We start from the raw sequence: 20,957 nt of genomic DNA, 5'->3' as shown, positions 1-20,957 counted from the left end.
CGACTTACGTAATGCGCCTCAACCACGTTTTGCATAACAAACGGCGCTTTATGACGCTGGAAGCCGCGCAGGCAGGAGAATCGTAAAGGTGCTGCCCTGCCCGGCCTGACTTTCCACCAGCAAACGCCCGCGATGGCGGTTGAGGATGTGTTTTACAATCGCCAACCCAAGACCGGTGCCACCCACTTCGCGTGACCGATGGGAATCAACGCGGTAGAACCGTTCGGTCAGGCGGGCCAGATGATGGTCGGCGATGCCAATGCCATGATCGCGGACCATGATACGCACGCCGTCGGCTTGCAGCATACGCTCATGCTTTGGACCAGCGACGCTGATACGGATGCCGTCACCGCTTTTGCCGTATTTCAGGGCGTTCTCGATCAGGTTCGTCAGGACCTGACGCAGCTGCGCGTCATCACCGGGCACCATGAGCGGGCCGTCCGGTGTATCCACATCTAACGGACAGCCAGCAGCATCGGCCAACGGAGACAAGAGCGCCACGACGGACGGGATCAGGGCCGCCAGATCGACCATGTCTTTGGGGCGGATGCGCTCGTCCCCCTCAACGCGGCTGAGGGATAACAAATCATCGACAAGCCGCCGCATGCGGTCCGCCTCGTGCCCCATGATCCCGAGAAACCGTGCTGTTGCATCAGGATCATTTTTGGCGGGGCCTTGCAGGGTTTCGACAAAGCCAAGCAAGGCCGTAAGCGGCGTGCGCAGTTCGTGACTGACATTGGCCACAAAATCACGCCGGAACCGCCCGATGCGCGCGGCAGCGGAAATATCCTCGAACACTACCAACAGGCCCTCATCTGTTGGTGCCACAGTCACGTCATAGGTCGTATCCTGCGCCCCATCGCGCCCCAGATAGCGCGTCTTTTGCGCGGTGCCCTGCGCCTCTGCTGCTTCAATCGCTTCAAGCACGGTGGGCTGGCGCAGGCCCGCGATATGGTGCCGGCCGGTCAGATCAGCGCCAAGCACCCGCTTCATCGCGGCGTTCTGGGCCGTGATACGGGCATCTGCCCCGATCATCATCGCGGGTTGGGGAAAGGCCTGTAAAAGCGATGGCGGTTTGCGTGATGTGGTCATGGTGTCTTGGTGCCATTGGCCAAGGCCATTTGGCAAGCGTCACCACGACCCATGATCAAACTGTCGCTGCCGCTGCCGCTGTCATCTCGTTGATCAGCAGTTCGGCATCCTCAACACCGACAGACACCCGAAAGAAGCCTTCGGAAATGCCCAAGGCACTGCGCCCCTCTGGTGTCAGGCCGCGATGTGATGAGGATGCGGGATGCGACAGGGTTGTGCCGATATCGCCCAAGGTTGGCGCAAACGCCAGTTCTGGGGCCGCGCGGGTAAAGGCATTGGCCGCCGCGCGCCCGCCTTCCAATTCAAACGACAGCATATTACCGCCCTGCCCGCCAAGCACGGCCGTTGCGCGATTGTGGTCGGGGTGGTCAGGGCGCGTGGGATAGATCACACGCTTGATGCCCTTGGCCCCCGCCAGCGCATCGGCCAGTTTGCGGGCGTTGTCCTGTGCGCGATCATAGCGCAGTTCAAACGAATGGAGGCCACGTTCTGCCAGCCAGCAGTCAAACGGGCTTGGCGTGAGACCCCATGTGACGTTGGCATCGTTGATCAGCGTGCGGTGATCAGGATCACGGGCGGCGACATAGCCCAGCGTGGCATCCGAATGGCCTGCCAGCAGTTTTGTCACCGAATGAATGACGATATCCGCGTCATGCTCAAACGGCTTATAGCTGCGTGGTGTGGTGAAGGTATTATCCACGACCAGCAGCACGCCTGTCTCTTTCGCCAGTGCCGCGATGCCTTCCATATCCGCCACGCGGATCGTGGGGTTGGAGACCACTTCGACAAGGATCATCCGCGTCTCAGGGCGGATCGCGGCGCGCATGGCGTCAATATCCGTGGGATCGGCCAGCGATGTGGTGATGCCAAGGCGCGGCAGGTCTTGCGTCATCAGACGCAAGGATCGGCCATAAAGCTGATCACCGCCCAGCACGTGATCGCCCGCCTTGAGCATCCCAAGGAAGACCGCACCAATCGCGGACATGCCGGACCCTGTGATGATCCCGTTATCAGCGCCTTCCAGCATGTCGATCTTGCGGGCGAGCACCTCTGCATTGGGGTGGCCTTCGCGGGCATAGGTAAAGCCGGACGCATCCGCATATTGCGCATCCAGCGCATCAGGATCAGGCGAGGCGTAGACAACAGACGGTTGCAGCGGCGTGACCACTGGACGCGAAACAGATGTTGGCCAGTCGGTGCGACGGACAAGGCTGGTGGGGGGTGTTTTGATCATTTACGAAAGTGCCTTTAGATCGCGGGCGAACCGCGCTGCGTTGTCTTGATAGTGTTTGGCCGACAGGGTCAGCCCGTTGATTGCGGCGTCGTCCAGTTCGCGCACCACCTTGCCTGGTGCGCCCATTACAAGCGATCCGTCAGGGATCACCTTGCCTTCGGTGATCAGCGCCCCTGCCCCGATCAGGCAGTTCTTGCCAATGACAGCGCCATTCAGCACCGTGGCCCCCATCCCGATCAGGGAGTTGTCGCCAATAGTGCAACCATGCAGCATCGCCTTGTGGCCGATGGTGCAATCGGTGCCGATGACCAGCGGAAAGCCCATGTCGGTGTGCAGCACGCAGTTTTCCTGCACGTTGGAGCCTTCACCCACTGTGATGTTTTCGTTATCGCCGCGAATGGTTGTGCCAAACCAGACCGATGCACGCGCCATCACAGTGACGTCACCGATCAGATGACATCCCGGCGCGATCCATGCGGCATCATCAACCACGGGTGATTTGTCGGCCAAAGCGTAAAGCATGTCAGCGGTCCTCGAATTGCGATTGCAGGGTGCGGACGTGATCCATCAGATCAGGCTGCTGGCTGGCCCGCAGGCGTTCGGCGCTGATGATGGTTTTCAGCCGCTCTTCGGATTCGGCCAGATCATCATTGATCAAAACGTAATTATAGCCGTCCCAGTGCGAGATTTCGTCCCAGCTTTTCTGCATGCGCTGCTCAATCACCTCTGCGCTGTCCTGCCCGCGGCTGATCAGACGGCGGTGCAGTTCGGTGATGCTGGGTGGCAGGATGAAGATCGACAGGACGTGGTCGCGGAGCGCCGATTTCGCGATCTGCTGCGCGCCCTGCCAGTCCACATCAAACAGAACATCGCGGCCTTGCGTGATCGCCTCTTGCACGGGCGCTACTGGTGAGCCGTAGTAATTGCCGAAAACGCGGGCATGCTCCAACATTTCGCCATCGCTGACCTGCCGCTGGAAATCCTCTGTCGTGGTGAAGAAGTAATCCTTGCCATCCACCTCGCCTTCGCGCGGGGCGCGTGTGGTGGCCGACACCGAGAACCGCAGGGTTTCATCCCATTTGCGCAGGGCTTTGGCCAATGTGGTTTTGCCGGCACCCGAAGGTGAAGACAGGATTATCAAAAGGCCGCGTCGTGCCATATCAGTTACTCCACATTCTGGATCTGTTCGCGCATCCGGTCGATCACCGCTTTCAGATCAAGCCCCACCGCTGTCAGTGCGGCGGCACCCGCTTTGGAACACAAGGTGTTTGCTTCGCGGTTAAATTCCTGAGCGAGAAAATCAAGTTTCCGCCCGCTTGGGTCTGTTGCCATGACCAGATCACGCGCCGCAGTGACATGGGCCCGCAGGCGGTCGATTTCTTCGGTGACATCAGCCTTGACCGCCAAAAGCGCCAGTTCCTGCGCGATCCGCGTATCGTCAATTTCGGTGACATCATCCACGATCCGCCGCAATGCCGTGGTCAGGCCCGATTGCACATCCGCACGGCGATCTGCCGCCGCGATGGCGGCTTGTTCGACCAATGCGCCGATCTCGTCAAGCTGGGCTGTCATGACCGTTTGCAAAGCCGCGCCTTCTGCATCGCGCATGGCTGTGAAGTCGGCGATCAGCGCGGGAATGTCGGCGTCAATGGCGGCGCGCACCGCATCGGATATATCATCGCGGGCGGTGGTCAGCACGACGCCACGTGTGGCCAGCACGTCAGCGGCGGTTGGCTGACCCAAGGTGACGCCCATCGCAAAGGCACGTTCCTGAATCGTGTCCAACGCACCAAGCACGCGGTCAAGCTGGGCTGCGTCAATCGAAAGCGCTTGGGCTGCATCTTCGTGCACAAGTTTCAGGTTCAGCGTGATGCTTCCGCGTGTGACAGCCGCCGTGACGGCCTTGCGCAGTGTGGTTTCCAGCGCACCCAGTCCGTCAGGCACCCGCAGCCGCAGATCAAGTCCGCGCGCGTTCACGCCGCGCATGTCCCACTGCCAAGACACACCGTCCATTGCCCCCGTCCGGCTGGCAAAAGCGGTCATGGATCGGGTCATTGCAGGCTCCTTGAAAGTCACCTTCGCACCTACTGCAAAACCGGATGCTGGGGCAAGGGCGCGGAACCGCACGTTAACCACTTAACAGTTTGTTAAATGCGTAAGACGCGAAAAGGTTGTAGAAGTCTTAACGGGGCAAATGTGGCAAGAAAGGGTCAAAACGATGACACACAAGATCGTCCTACCAGCGACACACACGCGAGAGCCCTTTGCGTATGACAAGGGCGAAGCTGTCTTGCAGATCGTGCAGGACTATTGGGATGCGTTGCGGGATAACCGGCAAATCCCCCTGCGATCGGATCTTGCCCCGACGGCGTTGGATTACGCGCTCCCACATTGCTTTATCGCCGAGCGCGTCGCGCCAGAGGCGTTTCGCATGCGCGTGGCCGGACAGGCGCTGCGCGATATCCTGAACATGGATGCGCGCGGCATGCCGATCAGCACCTTCCTGTCATCCGATGCCCGCGCGGCCATCACCCCAATGATTGAGAAACTGTTCCTGCGGCCCCGCGTGCTGGAATTTGCGCTACAGTCAGGCCGGACACTGGCGCGGCCCACGACGCACGCCCGTCTGGTGATGCTGCCGCTGCGCGATGATCAGGGCCGGACCAGTCGCGTTTTCGGCGCATTGGTCACGGATCGCGCGATCAGGCTTGGCAAACGCCGGTTTGGTCTTGCGGACGAACCCGTTATTCAGGACCGCGTGCTGCGTGGCCCCAGCGGCGATGTGCGTTTGATCGCAACAGCGGACCAACCCGTGGCATCTGAAACTCGATCCTCGGGTCCGGGTTTGCGCTTGGTCGTCGACAACACCTGATCCTGACACCTTGCAGCAAAAAGGGGCGGCACCGTTATGGCGCCGCCCCTTTTTATTCAATCGTTCGCAATGTGATCGGTTAGCCAGCCTTGGCCGCGTTCAGTGTCTCGCGACGATCAGAAAGCTCTTCGGCGACAAGGAATGCCAGCTCAAGCGACTGTGATGCATTCAGGCGCGGATCGCAGGCTGTGTGGTAGCGATCCGACAGATCCTCGTCCGTGACAGCACGCACGCCGCCCGTGCATTCGGTCACGTCAGCGCCTGTCATCTCGAAATGTACACCACCCGGGACAGTGCCCTCGGCCTTGTGGATACCAAAGAATTCACGCACCTCGCGCAGAACGCTGTCGAATGGCCGTGTCTTATAGCCAGTGGTCGACTTAATCGTGTTGCCGTGCATCGCGTCACAGGTCCAAAGCACCTTGGCGCCTTCTTCCTCAACAGCCTTGATCAGACGCGGCAGGTGATCACCCACCTGCCCTGCGCCAAAGCGTGCGATGAGGGTCAAGCGCCCCTCTTCGTTGTTGGGGTTCAGGGATGCCATCAACGATTTAAGGTGGCCGGACGTCATGGACGGGCCGCACTTGAGGCCAATCGGGTTCTGCACGCCCTTGCAGAATTCAACATGCGCGCCATCAGGCTGGCGGGTGCGATCCCCGATCCAAACCATGTGGCCCGATCCGGCAAGCCATTTGCCGGAAGTCGAATCCAGACGGCACAGCGCCTCTTCATACTCAAGCAGCAGCGCCTCGTGGCTGGTGTAGAAATCCACGGTCTGCAATTCATGGTTCCGCTCTGGCGTCATGCCAGCGGCTTGCATGAAATCAAGCGTGTCGCTGATGCGGTTGGCAATCTCGCGGTATTTGGATGCTTCGTCACCGCTGGTAAAGCCAAGGGTCCACTGGTGAACCTGATGCACGTCAGCGTAACCGCCCGTCGAAAAGGCGCGCAGCAGATTTAGCGTGGCGGCAGCCTGCGTGTAGGCCTGCAACATCCGCTCCGGGTCCGGCACGCGGGATGCCTCGTCAAAGTCGAACCCGTTGATGATGTCACCACGGTAGCTTGGCAGTTCAACGCCATCGACGGTTTCGGTATCAGCCGAGCGCGGCTTGGCCATCTGGCCCGCCATACGGCCCACTTTCACCACAGGCACCTTCGCGCCATAGGTCAGCACCATCGCCATTTGCAGCATCACCTTGAATGTGTCGCGGATGCCGTCGGCAGAAAATTCAGCAAAGCTTTCGGCGCAATCGCCACCTTGCAGCAAGAAAGCCTCACCGCGCGATGCTGCGGCCAGTTGTGATTTCAGACGGCGCACTTCACCTGCAAAAACCAGCGGCGGATACCCGGACAGACGGCTTTCAGCAGCATTCAGGGCTGCGGCGTCTGTATAGGTTGGCATCTGGATCCGAGGCTTGCTGCGCCAGTCCGTTTTTTGCCAGGTCGTCATGGTCTTGCTCCGATCATAATATGGTGCGCCCGCCATCACCGGTGAGCGCTAACAGAAATGGTATATAACCTGACCCTGCCGCAGCGCCAATGGGCAAATCCCTACAAAAACCGCCCCAAGTTTCCTATCGTACACATTCGGGCTTGAAATCGGTTCCAAACCCGTAGCACATGAGGCAGATTTAGTTGTCCGAGCTTCATATGCGACACGCCGACACCACCATTGATCTCCCCACGCCGGACAAACCGCGCCGGTTTGTGTTCGTGTTGCTCGATCACTTTACGATGCTGTGCTTTGCCTGCGCGATCGAAAGCCTGAGACTGGCCAACCGCACGGCGGGCACCAACCTTTATACGTGGAAGGTCATCGGCGAAGGCGGCGAGACGATCACCAGCTCAAACGGCACCGCGTTTGCGCTTGAGGATGATCTGATCGAACTGGATCGTGACGATACCGTTTTCATTTGCGGCGGCGAACATATCCAACAGGCAACCACGAAGAAAATTCTGAATTGGCTGCGCCGCGAGGCCCGCCGTGGTGTGACGATGGCGGGACTTTGCACGTCGGCACACACACTGGCCAAGGCCGGCTTGCTGGATGGCAAGAAGGCCACGATCCACTGGGAAAATCAGGACAGCTTTATCGAGGAGTTTGATGAAGTTGAACTGACCAAGTCCGTCTTTGTGGTGGACGGCAACCGGATCACCACCGCAGGCGGCACCGCGTCGATTGACCTGATGCTCAAGCTGATCGCCGACCACCACGGCGAGGAATTGGCCAATGTGGTGGCCGATACGCTGATCTATTCGTCGATCCGTACCGATCAGGACACGCAGCGCCTGTCGATCCCGACACGGATCGGTGTGCGGCACCCTAAGCTAAGCCGTGTGATCCAGATGATGGAAAGCAATATCGAAGAGCCGATCAGCCCTGCGCTACTGGCGAAAAACGTGGGCATGTCGACGCGCCAGCTTGAGCGGTTGTTCCGGCGCTATCTGTCGCGCAGCCCCAAGCGGTATTACATGGAATTGCGGCTGCAAAAGGCGCGCAACCTGTTGATGCAGACCGATATGACGGTGATCAACGTGGCCCTTGCCTGCGGCTTTGCATCGCCATCGCATTTTTCAAAATGCTACCGGTCGCACTATGATACGACCCCCTACCGCGAACGCGGCAGCCATGCGTCGCGGTTGTCGATTTAGCGCCGCGGCCTTTTATCCCCACGAAACGAGATGATCACGCGCCCGTAATGGTTGACTCCGGTGACCGGGTCCCTTCTGTTGACCTTAGGTCAGGCGATCATTTTTGCGCCCGATCATTGTGTTTAGTTAGGAAGGACAACAGCTTTTTACGCTGTGCAATCAATATCATGAAATATCAAAACTATAAGACGACCACCGCAGTTTTTGCGGTTCTCATGCTTGCGGCCTGTGGCGGCTCCGGGTCCAGCGATCCGGAGATGATGCAAGACGGTGCCCTGTTTGCTGTTTTGCCAGACGGAAGCACCCAAAGCGTGAACGAAGCCTTTACCGCTGGCGTCACATTGACGGCTGACGGCGCGGATACAACGGCCCTTGAGTTGGATTTCAACAATGATGTGACCACACCGGTGGAGTCGACATTCTCGCTGACTTCAGACGGGAATGGCGGAGTTGTTGTCGTGAACAATGGTATGAGCACCTCGTTCAGTGCGACACAGCGTGAAGGCGATGACGGATTTGAGATTGACAATCCCGGAGTCAGCTTTGTCGGCGTTTTCGGCCAGTCGAACAATATTCAGGAAATCCTGAACGGTGATGACGCCTACTCGGGTGCTGTGTCCTATCTGGCATTCCCCGAGAACGGCGATCCAACACCCATCGTTTCCTATAACGTGTTGGGTGCGCGCACTGCTCCTGACGTGATGCCGTCGTCAACTGCGGTCTATGGCGGTGGCTTCAAGATCGAAACCCTTCCGGCCACGGGATTTGACAGCTTTGGCGACTCGCGCACACGCATTCGCGGCGATGCAGAGCTGCGGGTTTCGACAAGCGGTGCGATTTCCGGCGTTCTGTCTGACATCACGGTGCAGGCCCCGGGGTCCAATGACCGCACAGATTTTGCAGGGACCATTGCGATGTCGTCTTCGCAGATCACTGACGGGACGTTTTCGGGTGATCTGACGGCTGATGCGACCTTGGTGTCATCCTTGACCGGGTTGAGCGATCCAGAAGTTGGCACCTATGCAGGCCGCCTTTACGGACCGGCAGCAGAAGAAGCTGCAGGCACCCTGACATTGCAGGCGGATGGTTCCGAGGGACCGGTGAATGGTGTGGGTTTCTTCCGCGGCGAAGACTAGTCCTTTCCGAGCTGAACAAAACTCAATCAGGCAAGGGGCTGTCGCGCATGCGATGGCCCTTTTGCTTTGACAGCCAGCGCCCTTTCAGGTTGAAATTGGATATATGAGATACATCCAAAACGTGCCGCGCGTCTGCGCCCTTGCCCCTCGTGTTCGCAGTCTTGCTTGGTCGGGATGTGTCGCACTGGCCGCGTGCGGCGGCACCGCAGACGTGCCGATGGTCGAGGTGATCCCCGTTTATGCAAATGTGGACGGCGTGACCCGCGATGCCGGTGCGGCTCTTGCAGCAGGCGAAAGCCTCACGGCGGGCGGCACATCTGTGGCTGCGCTGACGCTTGATTTTGATCGCGACACGGCGCGTGTGTCGGATGGTGCCATTCTACTGCGCCGCAACGCTGCGGGTGAGCTTGCCATCACGATTGAGGGTGAAACCGAAAGCTTTGCCGCCACAGACCGTCAGATCAGTGCGGACGATGGCCGTGTTGAAGGATACGTGACGCGCGATGACGCGCGCGGCGTGTTTGTAGGATTATTCGGTCACTCCGGCCCGATCACGGAACTTCTGCAACCCGGCAGCAGCTATGCCGAAGGCATCTCGCTTTTCACATCCGAAGTTGGCCGCGAAACAGAGCAACGCTTTCTTTATGCCGTCGTCGGCACGCAAACCCGCCCCGAGGTGTTCGCCCAGCACAGCCTTGGCACCTACGAGGGCCTCTTCAAGATCGAGGCGCTACCCACCGACTATCAATCCTTCAGCGAACAGCGCAGCCGGTTTCGGGGAGATGCAACCCTCTCGGTCACACTGGACGGCACGATATCGGGGGAACTGTCGAACGTGCGCGTGCTTGAACCGGACGCGACTGAGTTTGCGCCAATTGCAGGGACCGTTGAGATGACCGCGGCGACGATTACAGCCGAAGGGTTCTCTGGTGATCTAATTGCCGACCCGACCTTTGCATCACAGGTCTTGGCACCGAACCAGTCGCGGATCGGGACATATGGCGGCACGTTTTACGGCCCCGCCGCGCAAGAGGCCGCAGGTGCGATCAGCGTCACCGCCGCGGGACAGGACAACGACATTGTGGGTGCGGGTTTTTTCACCACCGCACAGCAGGGCAATCCGTAAATCGGCCTGATCGCGTGACGTAAAGGCAGTTTTTCACACGCATAACGCGAACCCGTGATGTCACCGCAAAAAAGCCGCGTCAAAAGGCGTGTACGCGGTGAAAATCACCCGCGTTCGCTGCTGATTCAAGGCTTTTGGGCTGCATATCGCGCTTTCCTTTCAGGAATGGTCTGCTTAATCTGCGCGCTAGGACAACGTTCCAATAGGGAGAAAGACATGAAAAAGTTTATGATGGCCACTGCTGCCACCGCATTGATGGCTGGTGCTGCATTTGCCGATGGCCACGCTGAAGACGTCAAGATCGGCGTGATCCTCGGCTTCACTGGCCCGCTTGAATCCATCACACCTGCCATGGGTGCCGGTGCTGAACTGGCGATGGCAGAAGTCACCGAATCCGGCGCACTGCTGGACGGCGCGACAGTGACATCCGTACGCGGCGACTCGACCTGCATCGACGCAGGTGCGGCCACAACCGCAGCCGAGCGTCTGGTCACATCCGACAACGTCAACGCCATCATGGGTGCTGACTGTTCCGGCGTCACAGGTGCGATCCTTGCCAACGTGGCACGTGCCAACGGTATCGTGATGGTATCGCCATCCGCGACATCGCCCGGCCTGTCGACAGCCGAAGATGACGGCCTGTTCTTCCGCACAGCGCCATCTGACGCACGTCAGGGTGTGATCATCACCGAAATCCTGCAGGATCGCGGTATCGACACTGTTGCTCTGACATACACCAACAACGACTACGGCAAGGGTCTTGCCGATGCGTTCCAGGCTGCTTTCGAAGAAGCTGGCGGCACGGTCACTATCTCTGCGGCCCACGAAGACGGCAAAGCAGACTACTCTGCTGAAGTTGGCGCGCTGGCATCCGCCGGTGGCGACGTTCTGGTTGTTGCAGGCTACGTCGATCAGGGTGGTTCGGGCATCGTGCGTTCGTCGCTCGACGCTGGTGCGTTTGATACGTTCTACTTCCCCGACGGTATGGTTGGTGCCAAGCTGAACGAGAACTTCGGCGCAGAACTGAACGGTTCTTACGGTGCATATCCAGGCACTGACAATGCTGGCGCTGGTCAGTTTGTTGAACTGGCCGAGGCTGCCGGTTTTGACGGCACAGGCGCATTTGCACCTGAAAGCTATGACGCCGCTGCGCTGATCATGCTGGCCATGCAGGCTGCAGGTTCCTCTGCATCTGCCGACTTCAAGGATCACATCATGGATGTGGCCAACGCACCGGGCACAGAGATCATGCCGGGCGAACTGGCGAAGGGCCTTGAGCTGCTCGCTGCTGGCGAAGAGATCGACTATGTCGGTGCGTCCGCTGTGGAACTGATCGGTGCTGGTGAATCCGCTGGTAACTATCAGGAAATCGAATTTGCCGATGGCGAATATTCCACAATCGGTTACCGCTAAGACCGACCACTAAGATGATAACGGCGCGGGTTCTGCCCGCGCCGTTTTTACACCTGATACCCCTGCGCTGCACCTGGATATCCCCATGATTGTTGTCGAAAATCTCGTTAAAACCTTTGGCGGCTTTCACGCTGTGGACGGTGCATCGCTGTCGATTGAGGAAGGATCAATCACCGGATTGATCGGACCCAACGGTGCCGGAAAAACTACACTTTTCAATGTGATCGCGGGCGTTCTTCCACCAACGTCCGGCACGGTGAAGATGGCGGGCGAAGATATCACCGGCCTGCCGCCGCACGAATTATTCCACAAGGGCCTGCTGCGTACCTTCCAGATCGCGCACGAATTTTCCTCCATGACCTGCCGCGAGAACCTGATGATGGTGCCCGGCGCACAATCAGGCGAAACGCTGTGGAACACATGGTTTGGCCGCAAGCGGATCGCGGATGAAGAACGCGCATTGAAGGCGAAAGCTGACGAGGTGCTTGAGTTTCTCACGATTGACCACCTGTCCGAGCAAAAGGCCGGCCAGATATCTGGCGGCCAGAAAAAGCTACTGGAGCTGGGTCGCACCATGATGGTCGATGCGCGCATCGTGTTTCTGGACGAGGTTGGCGCGGGCGTGAACCGCACGCTGCTGAATACTATTGGCGACGCGATTATCCGTCTGAACAAAGAGCGCGGCTATACCTTCGTGGTCATCGAACACGACATGGATTTCATTGGCCGCCTGTGCGACCCCGTCATTTGTATGGCCGAGGGCAAGGTGCTGGCCACCGGCACGCTGGCCGAGATCAAGGCGAACGAACAGGTGATCGAGGCTTACCTCGGCACCGGTCTGAAGAACAAGGATCAGGTGGCCACAGTATGAGCGACAATCCCTACCAAGACGATCGCGGCAACAAAGACCGCTCGATCACCAAATCCGGCACCGGCAGCAGCAGCTATCCGGTAGGCAAGGACGGTGTCGCAACCCCTGCCCCCGGTGGTCCGTTCCTGATCGGCGACGCGATGACGGGCGGCTATGGTAAAGGCCCTGACATTTTGCACGACTGCACGATCTCTGCCGAAAAGGGCGAGATTGCCGTGATCGTTGGCCCCAATGGCGCTGGCAAATCGACCGCGATGAAAGCCGTGTTCGGGATGCTGAACGTCAACAAGGGCGCTGTGCGGCTGGACGGCGAGGATATCACCCACCTGACGCCGCAGCAGCGGGTTGTGAAAGGCATGGGGTTTGTGCCGCAAACCTCCAACATTTTCACGTCCATGACCGTGGAAGAGAACCTTGAGATGGGCGCGTTTATTCGGCGCGACGATTACAAGGACACGATGACACAGATTTACGATCTGTTCCCGATCCTGAAGGACAAACGCAATCAGGCGGCGGGCGAGCTTTCCGGCGGTCAGCGTCAGCAGGTTGCCGTGGGTCGTGCGCTAATGACGCAGCCCAAGGTGCTGATGCTGGACGAGCCAACGGCGGGCGTGTCGCCTATCGTGATGGACGAGCTTTTTGATCGCATCATCGAAGTGGCCCGCACGGGCATCCCGATCCTGATGGTGGAACAGAACGCCCGCCAAGCGCTTGAAATTGCGGATAAAGCCTTTGTTCTGGTGCAGGGCCGCAATGCCCACACCGGCACCGGCAAGGAACTGCTGGCAGACGAACAGGTCCGCCGGAGCTTCTTGGGCGGATGATGCGGGTGGCTGCCATTCTTGCAGTGGGCACAGGACCGGCGATGGCCGAGACTGTCACGTGCAGCCTGTCCGGCCCCTGCGCCGATTTTCAGGCCTGTGGCACGACGGGTGCCGATCTGGAGTTTACCATTGACCGCACGCAGTTTGCGCCCGCGATTGACGCTGATGAGCCGCCACGCCGCAAGCTCAGCATCGTGCAGCTGGGGCAAGCGCAGTTCCCCGCCGAGCCGTTTATCATCAGTGACACCATCGGTTTTAGCGCCGAGGCCTTTGGCGGTGCGCCCGCGATCTTTGCGATGCAGCCCGATGGCACGGGCACATATGCTGTGGCCCGCCACGGATACGAGCTGACCGGACCCTGCGAGGTGACGGAATGATCCTGCGCCTTGCCGCCCTTTTTGGCTGTGCTGCCCTGCCCGCTACTGCCTACGATCTGCAAGAAACCTGCGAGATCGTGAAGACCTGCCAATACGCGCAGCCCTGTCAGTCGGGCGGTGACGCTTTCGAAATTCTCACGACCTTTGCCAGCGACGATGCGGCTGATGAATACGTCATTGTCTGGCGCGGACAGCAGATTACGGATGCCCAGATCAACGAAGGTCATATCTTTTCGTGGCTGACGGACGTGAATGACGATCCGCGCAGCTTTGCCTTGTCGTACATCTACAACTCTAAGATGCCGAACCCCGATGTGGCGGAGTTCCTGCTGATGGAAACCGCCATTCAAGGCCGTCTGACTGATACCTTTGTCCATAGCGGCCAGTGCCGCGAAAGTGAGTAACGCATGGATTTCTTGAACGCGATTGTCGCGCTGACCAACTTTGTGATCGTCCCCGGTCTGGCTTACGGTGCGCAGCTTGCCATCGGTGCGCTGGGTGTCACGCTGATCTACGGCATCCTGCGGTTTTCCAATTTTGCCCATGGCGACACGATGGCCTTTGGCACGATGGCGACGATCCTTGCCACGTGGGGGCTGCAGTCGATGGGGGTCGGCTTTGGTCCGCTGCCAACCGCCCTGCTGGCGCTGCCGATTGGTATTGCGGCGACGGGACTGCTGGTGCTGGGCACGGACCGTGCGGTCTATAAGTTCTATCGCGATCAAAAGGCGAAGCCCGTGATCCTTGTCATCGTGTCGATGGGTGTCATGTTCATCATGAACGGGATCGTGCGCTTTATCATCGGGGTGCGCGACATTACGTTCTCGGATGGTGAGAGGTTCATCATTTCCGCGCGTGATTTCAAGGAAATGACGGGGCTGAAAGAGGGTCTGGCGATCAAGACAACGCAGGCGATCACGGTTGTCGTGGCCTTCGTTGTGGTCGCCATCTTGTTCTATTTCCTGAACAAAACCCGCACCGGTAAATCCATGCGGGCGTTTTCGGATAACGAAGATCTGGCGCTGCTGTCGGGTATCAATCCCGAGCGTGTGGTGAAGGTCACCTGGCTGATCGTCGCCGCCCTCGCCACTGTGGCGGGTGTGCTTTACGGCCTCGACAAATCGTTCAAGGCGTTCACCTATTTCCAACTGCTGCTGCCGATCTTCGCCAGTGCTGTTGTCGGCGGACTGGGTAGTCCGCTGGGGGCTATCGGAGGCGGGTTCGTCATCGCCTTCTCGGAAGTCACAATCACCTACGCGTGGAAAAAGGTTGCGGTGTACCTGCTGCCGGAGAACCTCGAACCGACGGGCCTCGTGCAGTTTCTATCCACCGACTATAAATTCGCGGTCAGCTTTGCGATCCTTGTGATCGTCCTGCTGATCAAGCCCACAGGCCTGTTCAAAGGACAATCGCTATGAACGAGACTGTCAAAACATACGTCTATTTCGCGGGCATCGCCCTGCTGATCATCGGGACAGGCATCATTCAGGGCTGGAACTCTGCGCTTCTGATCCTGAATATGGGCCTGATCTCAGCAATCATGGCGCTGGGCGTGAACCTGCAATGGGGCTTTGCGGGGCTGTTCAACATCGGTGTGATGGGATTTGTGGCGCTCGGCGGTTTGGCCGCTGTGCTGGTCTCCATGCCGCCTGTGCCAGAAGCGTGGTCGGCGGGTGGTCTGATGCTGTTTGGCGGTTTGCTGATTGCCGTCATCACAATTTTTGCCGCGGTCTATGTGTTCCGCAAGTTCAGCGGACGGCAGCGCACCCTTGCCTTGCTTGCCGTGCTGATCGTCGGCTTTTTTGTGTTCCGCTCTGTATTTGACGCGGGTGTTGACGCGGTTGAGGCGGTCAATCCGGCATCCACCGGCTACCTTGGCGGTCTTGGCCTGCCGATTATTCTCGCGTGGCCTATCGGCGGCGTGTTCGCGGCCGGTGCGGCGTGGGTTATCGGCAAAACGGCACTTGGCCTGCGGTCGGACTACCTTGCGATTGCGACATTGGGCATTGCGGAAATCGTGATCAGCGTCATGAAGAACGAAGACTGGATGGCCCGCGGCGTGAAGAACGTGATCGGCCTGCCCCGCCCTGTCCCGCTTGAAGTTGACCTTCAGCAAGACCCGACATTCGTGGAACGCGCGGCTGGCTTTGGGATGGATCCGGTTCTGGCCTCAACGCTTTACGTGAAGCTGGCCTACGGCATCTTGTTTGCCATCGTTCTGGTCATCCTGCTGATGCTGGCGCAACGGGCGCTGAACAGCCCGTGGGGCCGCATGATGCGCGCGATCCGCGATAACGAGGTTGCAGCAGAGGCGATGGGCAAGGACGTGACCAAGCGGCACCTGCAAATCTTCATCCTCGGCTCGGCTATTTGCGGCGTCGCGGGCGCGATGATGACCACGCTTGACGGTCAACTGACACCGGGCCAGTACCAGCCGCTGCGCTTTACCTTCCTTGTCTGGGTCATGGTGATCGTGGGTGGTTCGGGCAACAACCTTGGTGCCGTTCTGGGCGGTTTCCTGATCTGGTTCCTGTGGGTGCAGGTTGAACCCTTTGGCCGCTTTGTCATGGACCTGATCACATCGGGCATGGCCGACGGGTCGTTCCTGAAAGACCACCTGACCGAAGCGGCAGCACATATGCGCCTGCTGACAATGGGTGTGATCCTGTTGCTGGTGCTGCGGTTCAGCCCGCGCGGCTTGCTGCCGGAAAGGTAAGCCGCTGGTGCGCCACCCAATTTCATCATGGAAGGCCCCGCGCAGCCGCGCTAAAAGGCCTGCCATGATGGCAGGTGGGTCTTTGTAATGGCGATATTGTTCCGGTGGCTGTTCCGCCTTGCGACGGCGCTGATATTTCTGGGATTGGCGGCGTTCGCGCTGGCCTATTATTTCGCGTCCCGCTCTCTTCCCGATTATGACATGCAGGCTGAGGTCGCGGGCCTGACCGCGCCGGTGGAAATTGTGCGCGACAACGCCAATGTCCCGCATATCTTTGGCGAAACCGACAGCGATGTGTTTTTCGCCCTTGGATATGCCCACGCGCAAGACCGGCTGTGGCAGATGACAATGCTGCGGCGGACCGCACAGGGCCGCCTGTCAGAGCTGTTTGGCGAACGCACCGTGCAGATCGACAGCCTGATCCGCAGGCTTGATCTTTACGGGCTTTCCGTGCGCTCGGTCGCGGCGCAGGATCAACAGGGCCGCGCCGCACTTGATGCCTATGCCGCAGGTGTAAATGCGTGGCTGGCCGAAGTGAACAAAGGTGCGCTGGGACGTGGCGCGCCCGAAATGTGGCTGTTCAATCACCCCGTCGCCCCGTGGCAGCCTGCCGACAGCCTTGCCGTGATGAAGGTGATGGCGCTGCAACTGTCATCGCATCTAAGCGGCGAAGTGCTGCGCGCGCGCACGTCCCTGATGATCGATCAGGAGCGTTTGCGAGACATTCTGCCTGACGCACCGGGCAATGGCATTGCCGCTTTACCTGAATACGCGCAGCTTGTGCCCGGCGTGCCACGTTACGCGGCAAACATGGCAATACCGCGCGATCCGCTGTCACCGGTCAAGCCGATCCAGCTGGCTGGCGCGTCAAACGCATGGGCTGCAAATCCTGCGCGTGCAGCCGCTGGCGCAACTTTGCTGGCCAATGACCCGCATTTGGGCCTGACCGCGCCCACCGTCTGGTATCTGGCGCGGCTTGAACTGGACTCTGGCGGTGTCATCGGGGGCACCATCCCGGGTATTCCGGTCATCCTGTCAGGGCGCAGCGCCAATCTTGGCTGGGGCATCACGTCCAGCTACCTCGACGATCAGGACCTGTTCATTGAAGAGGTGAACCCCGACGACCCATCGCAATACCGGACAACAGACGGCTGGGCCCCGTTCGAGACGCGCGAAAGCATCATTAACGTCAAGGACGGGCGAGCGGTCACCTTGCAACTGCAATGGACGAAAAATGGTCCGGTGCTGCCACCGAACCAGTACAGCCTTGGCACCATCACCCCGCCCGGTCACGTGACCAGCCTTGGCTGGACGGCACTGTCTGATCGTGACACGTCACTGTCCGCAGCACTTGGCATCATGCGCGCGCGGACCGTCACCAGCGCTATCGCTGCCGCCGAAACCTATGTTGCGCCGTCGCAAAACCTGATCCTGAGCGACCGGAACCGGATCGCGATGAAAACCATTGGCCACATGCCAGCCCGTGATCCGGCCCACCAAAGCCAAGGACGTCTGCCCAGCTTTGGCTATATCGCGCAAAATCAATGGGCGGGCCGCCTGCCCTATGACACCAACCCTGAGTTTGTCGATCCGGCGGGCGGTATCCTTGGCAATACCAACAACAAGATCATTGATCGCGCTTTCCCGCAGCATATGTCGTTCCGCTGGGGCGACACACAGCGGATCAACCGCTGGCAGCGTCTGATGCAGTCGCGACAGGTCCATACCCGCGAAAGCTTTATCGAGGCGCAGCTGGACACGGTGAGCTATACCGCGCGCGCGCTTTTGCCGCTGATCGGTGCCGATCTTTGGTTCACCGGCGATGCCGCCACCGAAGGCACGCCAGAACGCCAACGCCAGAAAGCGCTTGAGCTTCTGGCCGCGTGGAACGGCGAGATGAACGAACACCTGCCGGAGCCGCTGATCTATGCGGCATGGCTGCGCGAATTGCAGGAGCGGTTGGTCCGCGACGAACTTGGGCCGCTGACAGGCGAATTTACCCATCCCAACCCTGTGTTCATCAATCGGGTGTTCCGCAATATCAACGGCGCTGGCGCATGGTGTGACGTGCTGCAATCGGCCCCGACCGAGACATGCACCGACATTTCCCGTCAGGCGCTGGATGATGCCCTGCTGTGGGTGGCTGAAAACCACGGCAGCGCGATTGAGGCGGTCCGCTGGGGCGATGCCCACCAGGCCACGCATGACCATCCTGTCCTTGGCACGGCACCGGTGCTGAACTGGTTTGTGAACATCCGCCAATCGACCAGCGGCGGTGATAATACCCTGCAACGCGGGCGCACGTCGGGGCTTGACCCGTTTCCATTTCAGAACGTGCATGCCGCGGGCTATCGCGGGGTCTATGATTTTGCCGATCCCGACAGTTCGGTCTTTATCACCGCCACTGGCCAGTCCGGACACCCGCTGTCACGCTATTATGACAATCTGGGAGAGTTGTGGCGCCGTGGTGAATACATCCCCATGTCGCTTGATCCGGCGCTGGCGCGTGCGGCCGCTGTGGGCATCACCGTTCTGGCACCGCCCACTGCCGATCCCTGACGGTTGGTAATCAGTCGTTAACCCCTGCCTGCTACGCCGCGTGGCATGACCTTCGACCACCGCCTTTTCAAAGTGCTTGTCACGATATTCGCCCTGCGCACGGTGCCGCAACGGTTTTACAAGCCTGCGATCTTCTTTCTGGCGATATTTCTGGCCAGTCTGCTGGTGGAACGGGTGATCAAGGCACCCGATCAGCAGACACCGATCCCGCAGGCGCTTGTCCTTGTGTTCTTCATTTCTGCGCCGTTTTTGATGATCGTCTTTGTGGTGGTCAGCTATCTTGACCGGCTCCAGAAAAAGCTCGCCATTCTTGCCAGTACCGATCTGCTGACGGGTCTGCCGAACAGGCGCGACTTTCTGAATCGCGTCCGGCTTGCCCGCAACGCCGGTGATCTGGGCACGCTTATCTTGCTTGATGCGGATCATTTCAAACGGATTAACGACACCTACGGCCATGCCGTTGGCGATATTTGCCTGCAAGCTATCTCCGCACGTCTGAACGAGATTACCACCCCAGACGACGCGCTTGGCCGGCTTGGAGGAGAGGAATTTTGCGTTTATCTGCCAGCACCACGGGCGGATGCGGTAAAGCCTGTCGCTGCCGCGTTAATCTCACCCATCGCCATTTCCTCGCACCTCGTCACCCCTGATGTGACAGTGACGCTGTCCGCAGGCATCGCTGCGGCAGAGCAGGATTTAAGGGTCGAGGATTTACTGCAACGCGCGGATGAGGCCCTTTATATGGCAAAGGAAAATGGCCGCGCGCAATTTGTCGTCTGGTCCAAAAGGCCGCCAACACTGCCAAAGGTCGCCTAAAGCTGTTTGAACCGATCCTGCTGAAGCTGGGTCCAGAACACCTCAAGGATATAGCCCTCATCGGTTTGTTCTTCGTGCGTGACGATCCCCTCGTCGTAGGCCCAAGCGCGCTTGCGCCCGTCCGCAAAGCCCAGCGTAATTGATCCTGCGGTGCGCGGGTCTTTCAGCTTACCCGAAAGCGCCGACAACAGTTCATCAATCCCGTCGCCCGTAACGGCCGAGATTGCATAAAGATCATCGCGCCGTTCCGCCTTGGCCAGCACGCTGGCGCGGTCTTCGTCGTTCAGCAAATCAATCTTGTTCCAGACCTCGATCATCGGTGCGGTGTCGGCAACGCCAAGCGAGGTGAGGATATCAATCACATCCTGCGCCTGTTCTTCGGTTTCCTGATGGCTGATGTCGCGGACATGCACGATCAAATCAGCATCCAGCACCTCTTCCAAGGTCGCACGGAATGCCGCGACAAGTTCGGTCGGCAAGTCACTGATAAAGCCCACAGTATCCGACATGATCACTTCGTCGCCCGACGGCAATTCGATCTTGCGCATCGTGGGATCAAGCGTGGCAAAAAGCATGTCTTTGGCAAAGACCTCTGCCCCCGTCATGCGATTGAAAAGGGTCGACTTGCCGGCGTTGGTATAGCCCACAAGCGCCACAATCGGGAACGGCACCTTCGCACGTCCCGCACGATGCAGCGTGCGCGTTTTGACAACCTTGTCCAACTGACCCCGCAGCGCCTTCAGCTGCATATCAATCGCACGGCGGTCCGCTTCGATCTGGGTTTCACCCGGACCACCCACAAACCCCAACCCGCCGCGCTGGCGTTCAAGGTGGGTCCAGGCCCGGACAAGGCGCGTGCGCTGGTAGGACAGATGCGCCATCTCGACCTGCAACACGCCCTCGGCGGTGCGCGCGCGATCGCTAAAAATTTCAAGGATCAATCCGGTCCGGTCCAGAATTTTGACATTCCATTCCTTTTCCAGATTGCGCTGCTGCACAGGCGTCAGTGCGCCGTCCATCAAGACCAGTTCAACCTCATTGTCGTGCAAACGATCCTTGAGTTCGGCGATCTTGCCTTTGCCCAGCAATTTGCCCGCATGCATCTTGGGCAGGCGCACAACTTCGGCCCCGATAACCTCAAGATCAGGCAAGGCCGCCGCAAGCGACACAGCCTCTTCCAGCGCCGGATCAGCATCGCGGCGTTTGGGGTTGGTTTTCACATCTGGGTGGATCACCCAAGCCCGTGTGACGGGCTTATCGTGTTCGAGC

General features: G+C 59.2%; 20 protein-coding genes. 13 read left to right on the top strand and 7 right to left on the bottom strand.

All coding sequences use genetic code 11. From position 1 onward, the window contains the following. Positions 1–48 precede the first annotated feature (48 nt). From V8J84_RS10025 to V8J84_RS10005, 5 genes are read right to left on the bottom strand one after another with little or no spacing between them, the layout of a single operon-like run. The gene (locus V8J84_RS10025; protein WP_339930616.1) at positions 49–1,092 is read right to left on the bottom strand and encodes a sensor histidine kinase; all 1,044 of its coding nucleotides are present in this window, start codon (positions 1,090–1,092) and stop codon (positions 49–51) included. Between the two features lie 55 nt (positions 1,093–1,147). Continuing rightward, the gene (locus V8J84_RS10020; protein ID WP_339930614.1) at positions 1,148–2,326 is read right to left on the bottom strand and encodes a trans-sulfuration enzyme family protein; all 1,179 of its coding nucleotides are present in this window, start codon (positions 2,324–2,326) and stop codon (positions 1,148–1,150) included. Then, complete coding sequence (locus V8J84_RS10015) at positions 2,327–2,848, bottom strand: gamma carbonic anhydrase family protein (RefSeq protein WP_339930612.1); 522 nt, start codon at positions 2,846–2,848, stop codon at positions 2,327–2,329. It abuts the gene before it with no gap. 1 nt (position 2,849) lies between these two features. Continuing rightward, positions 2,850–3,485: a guanylate kinase gene (gmk, locus tag V8J84_RS10010; RefSeq protein WP_339930610.1), complete on the bottom strand. Its 636-nt coding sequence runs from the start codon at positions 3,483–3,485 to the stop codon at positions 2,850–2,852. 5 nt (positions 3,486–3,490) lie between these two features. Next, positions 3,491–4,381, bottom strand: a complete 891-nt coding sequence (locus V8J84_RS10005) for a YicC/YloC family endoribonuclease (protein WP_339930608.1) — start codon at positions 4,379–4,381, stop codon at positions 3,491–3,493. A gap of 163 nt (positions 4,382–4,544) precedes the next feature. Between V8J84_RS10005 and V8J84_RS10000 the strand changes: the two genes are divergently transcribed. After that, positions 4,545–5,198, top strand: a complete 654-nt coding sequence (locus V8J84_RS10000) for a PAS domain-containing protein (RefSeq protein ID WP_339930606.1) — start codon at positions 4,545–4,547, stop codon at positions 5,196–5,198. A 79-nt stretch (positions 5,199–5,277) separates the two neighbouring features. Here the strand turns inward: V8J84_RS10000 and V8J84_RS09995 are convergent, their stop codons facing one another. Further along, a complete protein-coding gene (locus V8J84_RS09995) occupies positions 5,278–6,648 on the bottom strand; it encodes a class II 3-deoxy-7-phosphoheptulonate synthase (protein ID WP_339930604.1) in 1,371 nt (456 codons plus the stop codon). 200 nt (positions 6,649–6,848) lie between these two features. On the opposite strand from V8J84_RS09995, the gene V8J84_RS09990 reads away from it, so the two are divergent. The 12 genes from V8J84_RS09990 (at position 6,849) to V8J84_RS09935 (ending at position 19,688) form a co-directional block, all read left to right on the top strand. After that, positions 6,849–7,850, top strand: a complete 1,002-nt coding sequence (locus tag V8J84_RS09990) for a GlxA family transcriptional regulator (RefSeq protein ID WP_339930602.1) — start codon at positions 6,849–6,851, stop codon at positions 7,848–7,850. Between the two features lie 167 nt (positions 7,851–8,017). Next, a complete protein-coding gene (locus V8J84_RS09985; RefSeq protein WP_339930600.1) occupies positions 8,018–8,986 on the top strand; it encodes a hypothetical protein in 969 nt (322 codons plus the stop codon). A 103-nt stretch (positions 8,987–9,089) separates the two neighbouring features. After that, on the top strand, positions 9,090–10,112 hold the full coding sequence (locus V8J84_RS09980; RefSeq protein ID WP_339930598.1) for a hypothetical protein: 1,023 nt from the start codon (positions 9,090–9,092) through the stop codon (positions 10,110–10,112). 216 nt (positions 10,113–10,328) lie between these two features. After that, entirely contained in the window at positions 10,329–11,525 is a 1,197-nt protein-coding gene (locus tag V8J84_RS09975; RefSeq protein WP_339930596.1) for an ABC transporter substrate-binding protein, read from the top strand. A gap of 85 nt (positions 11,526–11,610) precedes the next feature. After that, a complete protein-coding gene (locus V8J84_RS09970; protein ID WP_339930594.1) occupies positions 11,611–12,396 on the top strand; it encodes an ABC transporter ATP-binding protein in 786 nt (261 codons plus the stop codon). Beyond that, positions 12,393–13,220, top strand: a complete 828-nt coding sequence (locus tag V8J84_RS09965) for an ABC transporter ATP-binding protein (protein ID WP_339930592.1) — start codon at positions 12,393–12,395, stop codon at positions 13,218–13,220. The genes V8J84_RS09970 and V8J84_RS09965 overlap by 4 nt, the downstream gene beginning before the upstream one ends. Before the next feature lie 41 nt (positions 13,221–13,261). Further along, positions 13,262–13,597 (top strand): hypothetical protein, encoded by a 336-nt coding sequence (locus V8J84_RS09960; RefSeq protein ID WP_339930590.1) that lies wholly within the window; start codon positions 13,262–13,264, stop codon positions 13,595–13,597. Then, positions 13,594–14,001, top strand: coding sequence for a hypothetical protein (locus V8J84_RS09955; protein ID WP_339930588.1), 408 nt, complete (start codon positions 13,594–13,596; stop codon positions 13,999–14,001). The genes V8J84_RS09960 and V8J84_RS09955 overlap by 4 nt, the downstream gene beginning before the upstream one ends. 3 nt (positions 14,002–14,004) lie before the next feature. Then, positions 14,005–15,015, top strand: a complete 1,011-nt coding sequence (locus tag V8J84_RS09950) for a branched-chain amino acid ABC transporter permease (RefSeq protein WP_339930586.1) — start codon at positions 14,005–14,007, stop codon at positions 15,013–15,015. Further along, positions 15,012–16,313, top strand: coding sequence for a branched-chain amino acid ABC transporter permease (locus V8J84_RS09945; protein WP_339930584.1), 1,302 nt, complete (start codon positions 15,012–15,014; stop codon positions 16,311–16,313). The genes V8J84_RS09950 and V8J84_RS09945 overlap by 4 nt, the downstream gene beginning before the upstream one ends. Positions 16,314–16,400: 87 nt before the next feature. Beyond that, positions 16,401–18,872 (top strand): penicillin acylase family protein, encoded by a 2,472-nt coding sequence (locus tag V8J84_RS09940; protein ID WP_339930582.1) that lies wholly within the window; start codon positions 16,401–16,403, stop codon positions 18,870–18,872. Positions 18,873–18,917: 45 nt separating this feature from the next. Beyond that, complete coding sequence (locus tag V8J84_RS09935) at positions 18,918–19,688, top strand: GGDEF domain-containing protein (RefSeq protein ID WP_339930580.1); 771 nt, start codon at positions 18,918–18,920, stop codon at positions 19,686–19,688. On the opposite strand, the gene hflX is transcribed toward V8J84_RS09935, so the two are convergent. Further along, positions 19,685–20,923: a GTPase HflX gene (hflX, locus tag V8J84_RS09930; protein WP_339930578.1), complete on the bottom strand. Its 1,239-nt coding sequence runs from the start codon at positions 20,921–20,923 to the stop codon at positions 19,685–19,687. The two genes, V8J84_RS09935 and hflX, sit on opposite strands and share 4 nt — an antisense overlap. Positions 20,924–20,957 lie beyond the last annotated feature (34 nt).

The sequence above is a fragment of the Yoonia sp. 208BN28-4 genome (assembly GCF_037543925.1).
GTDB lineage: Bacteria > Pseudomonadota > Alphaproteobacteria > Rhodobacterales > Rhodobacteraceae > Yoonia.
This window is presented reverse-complemented; position numbering and strand designations above follow the sequence as displayed.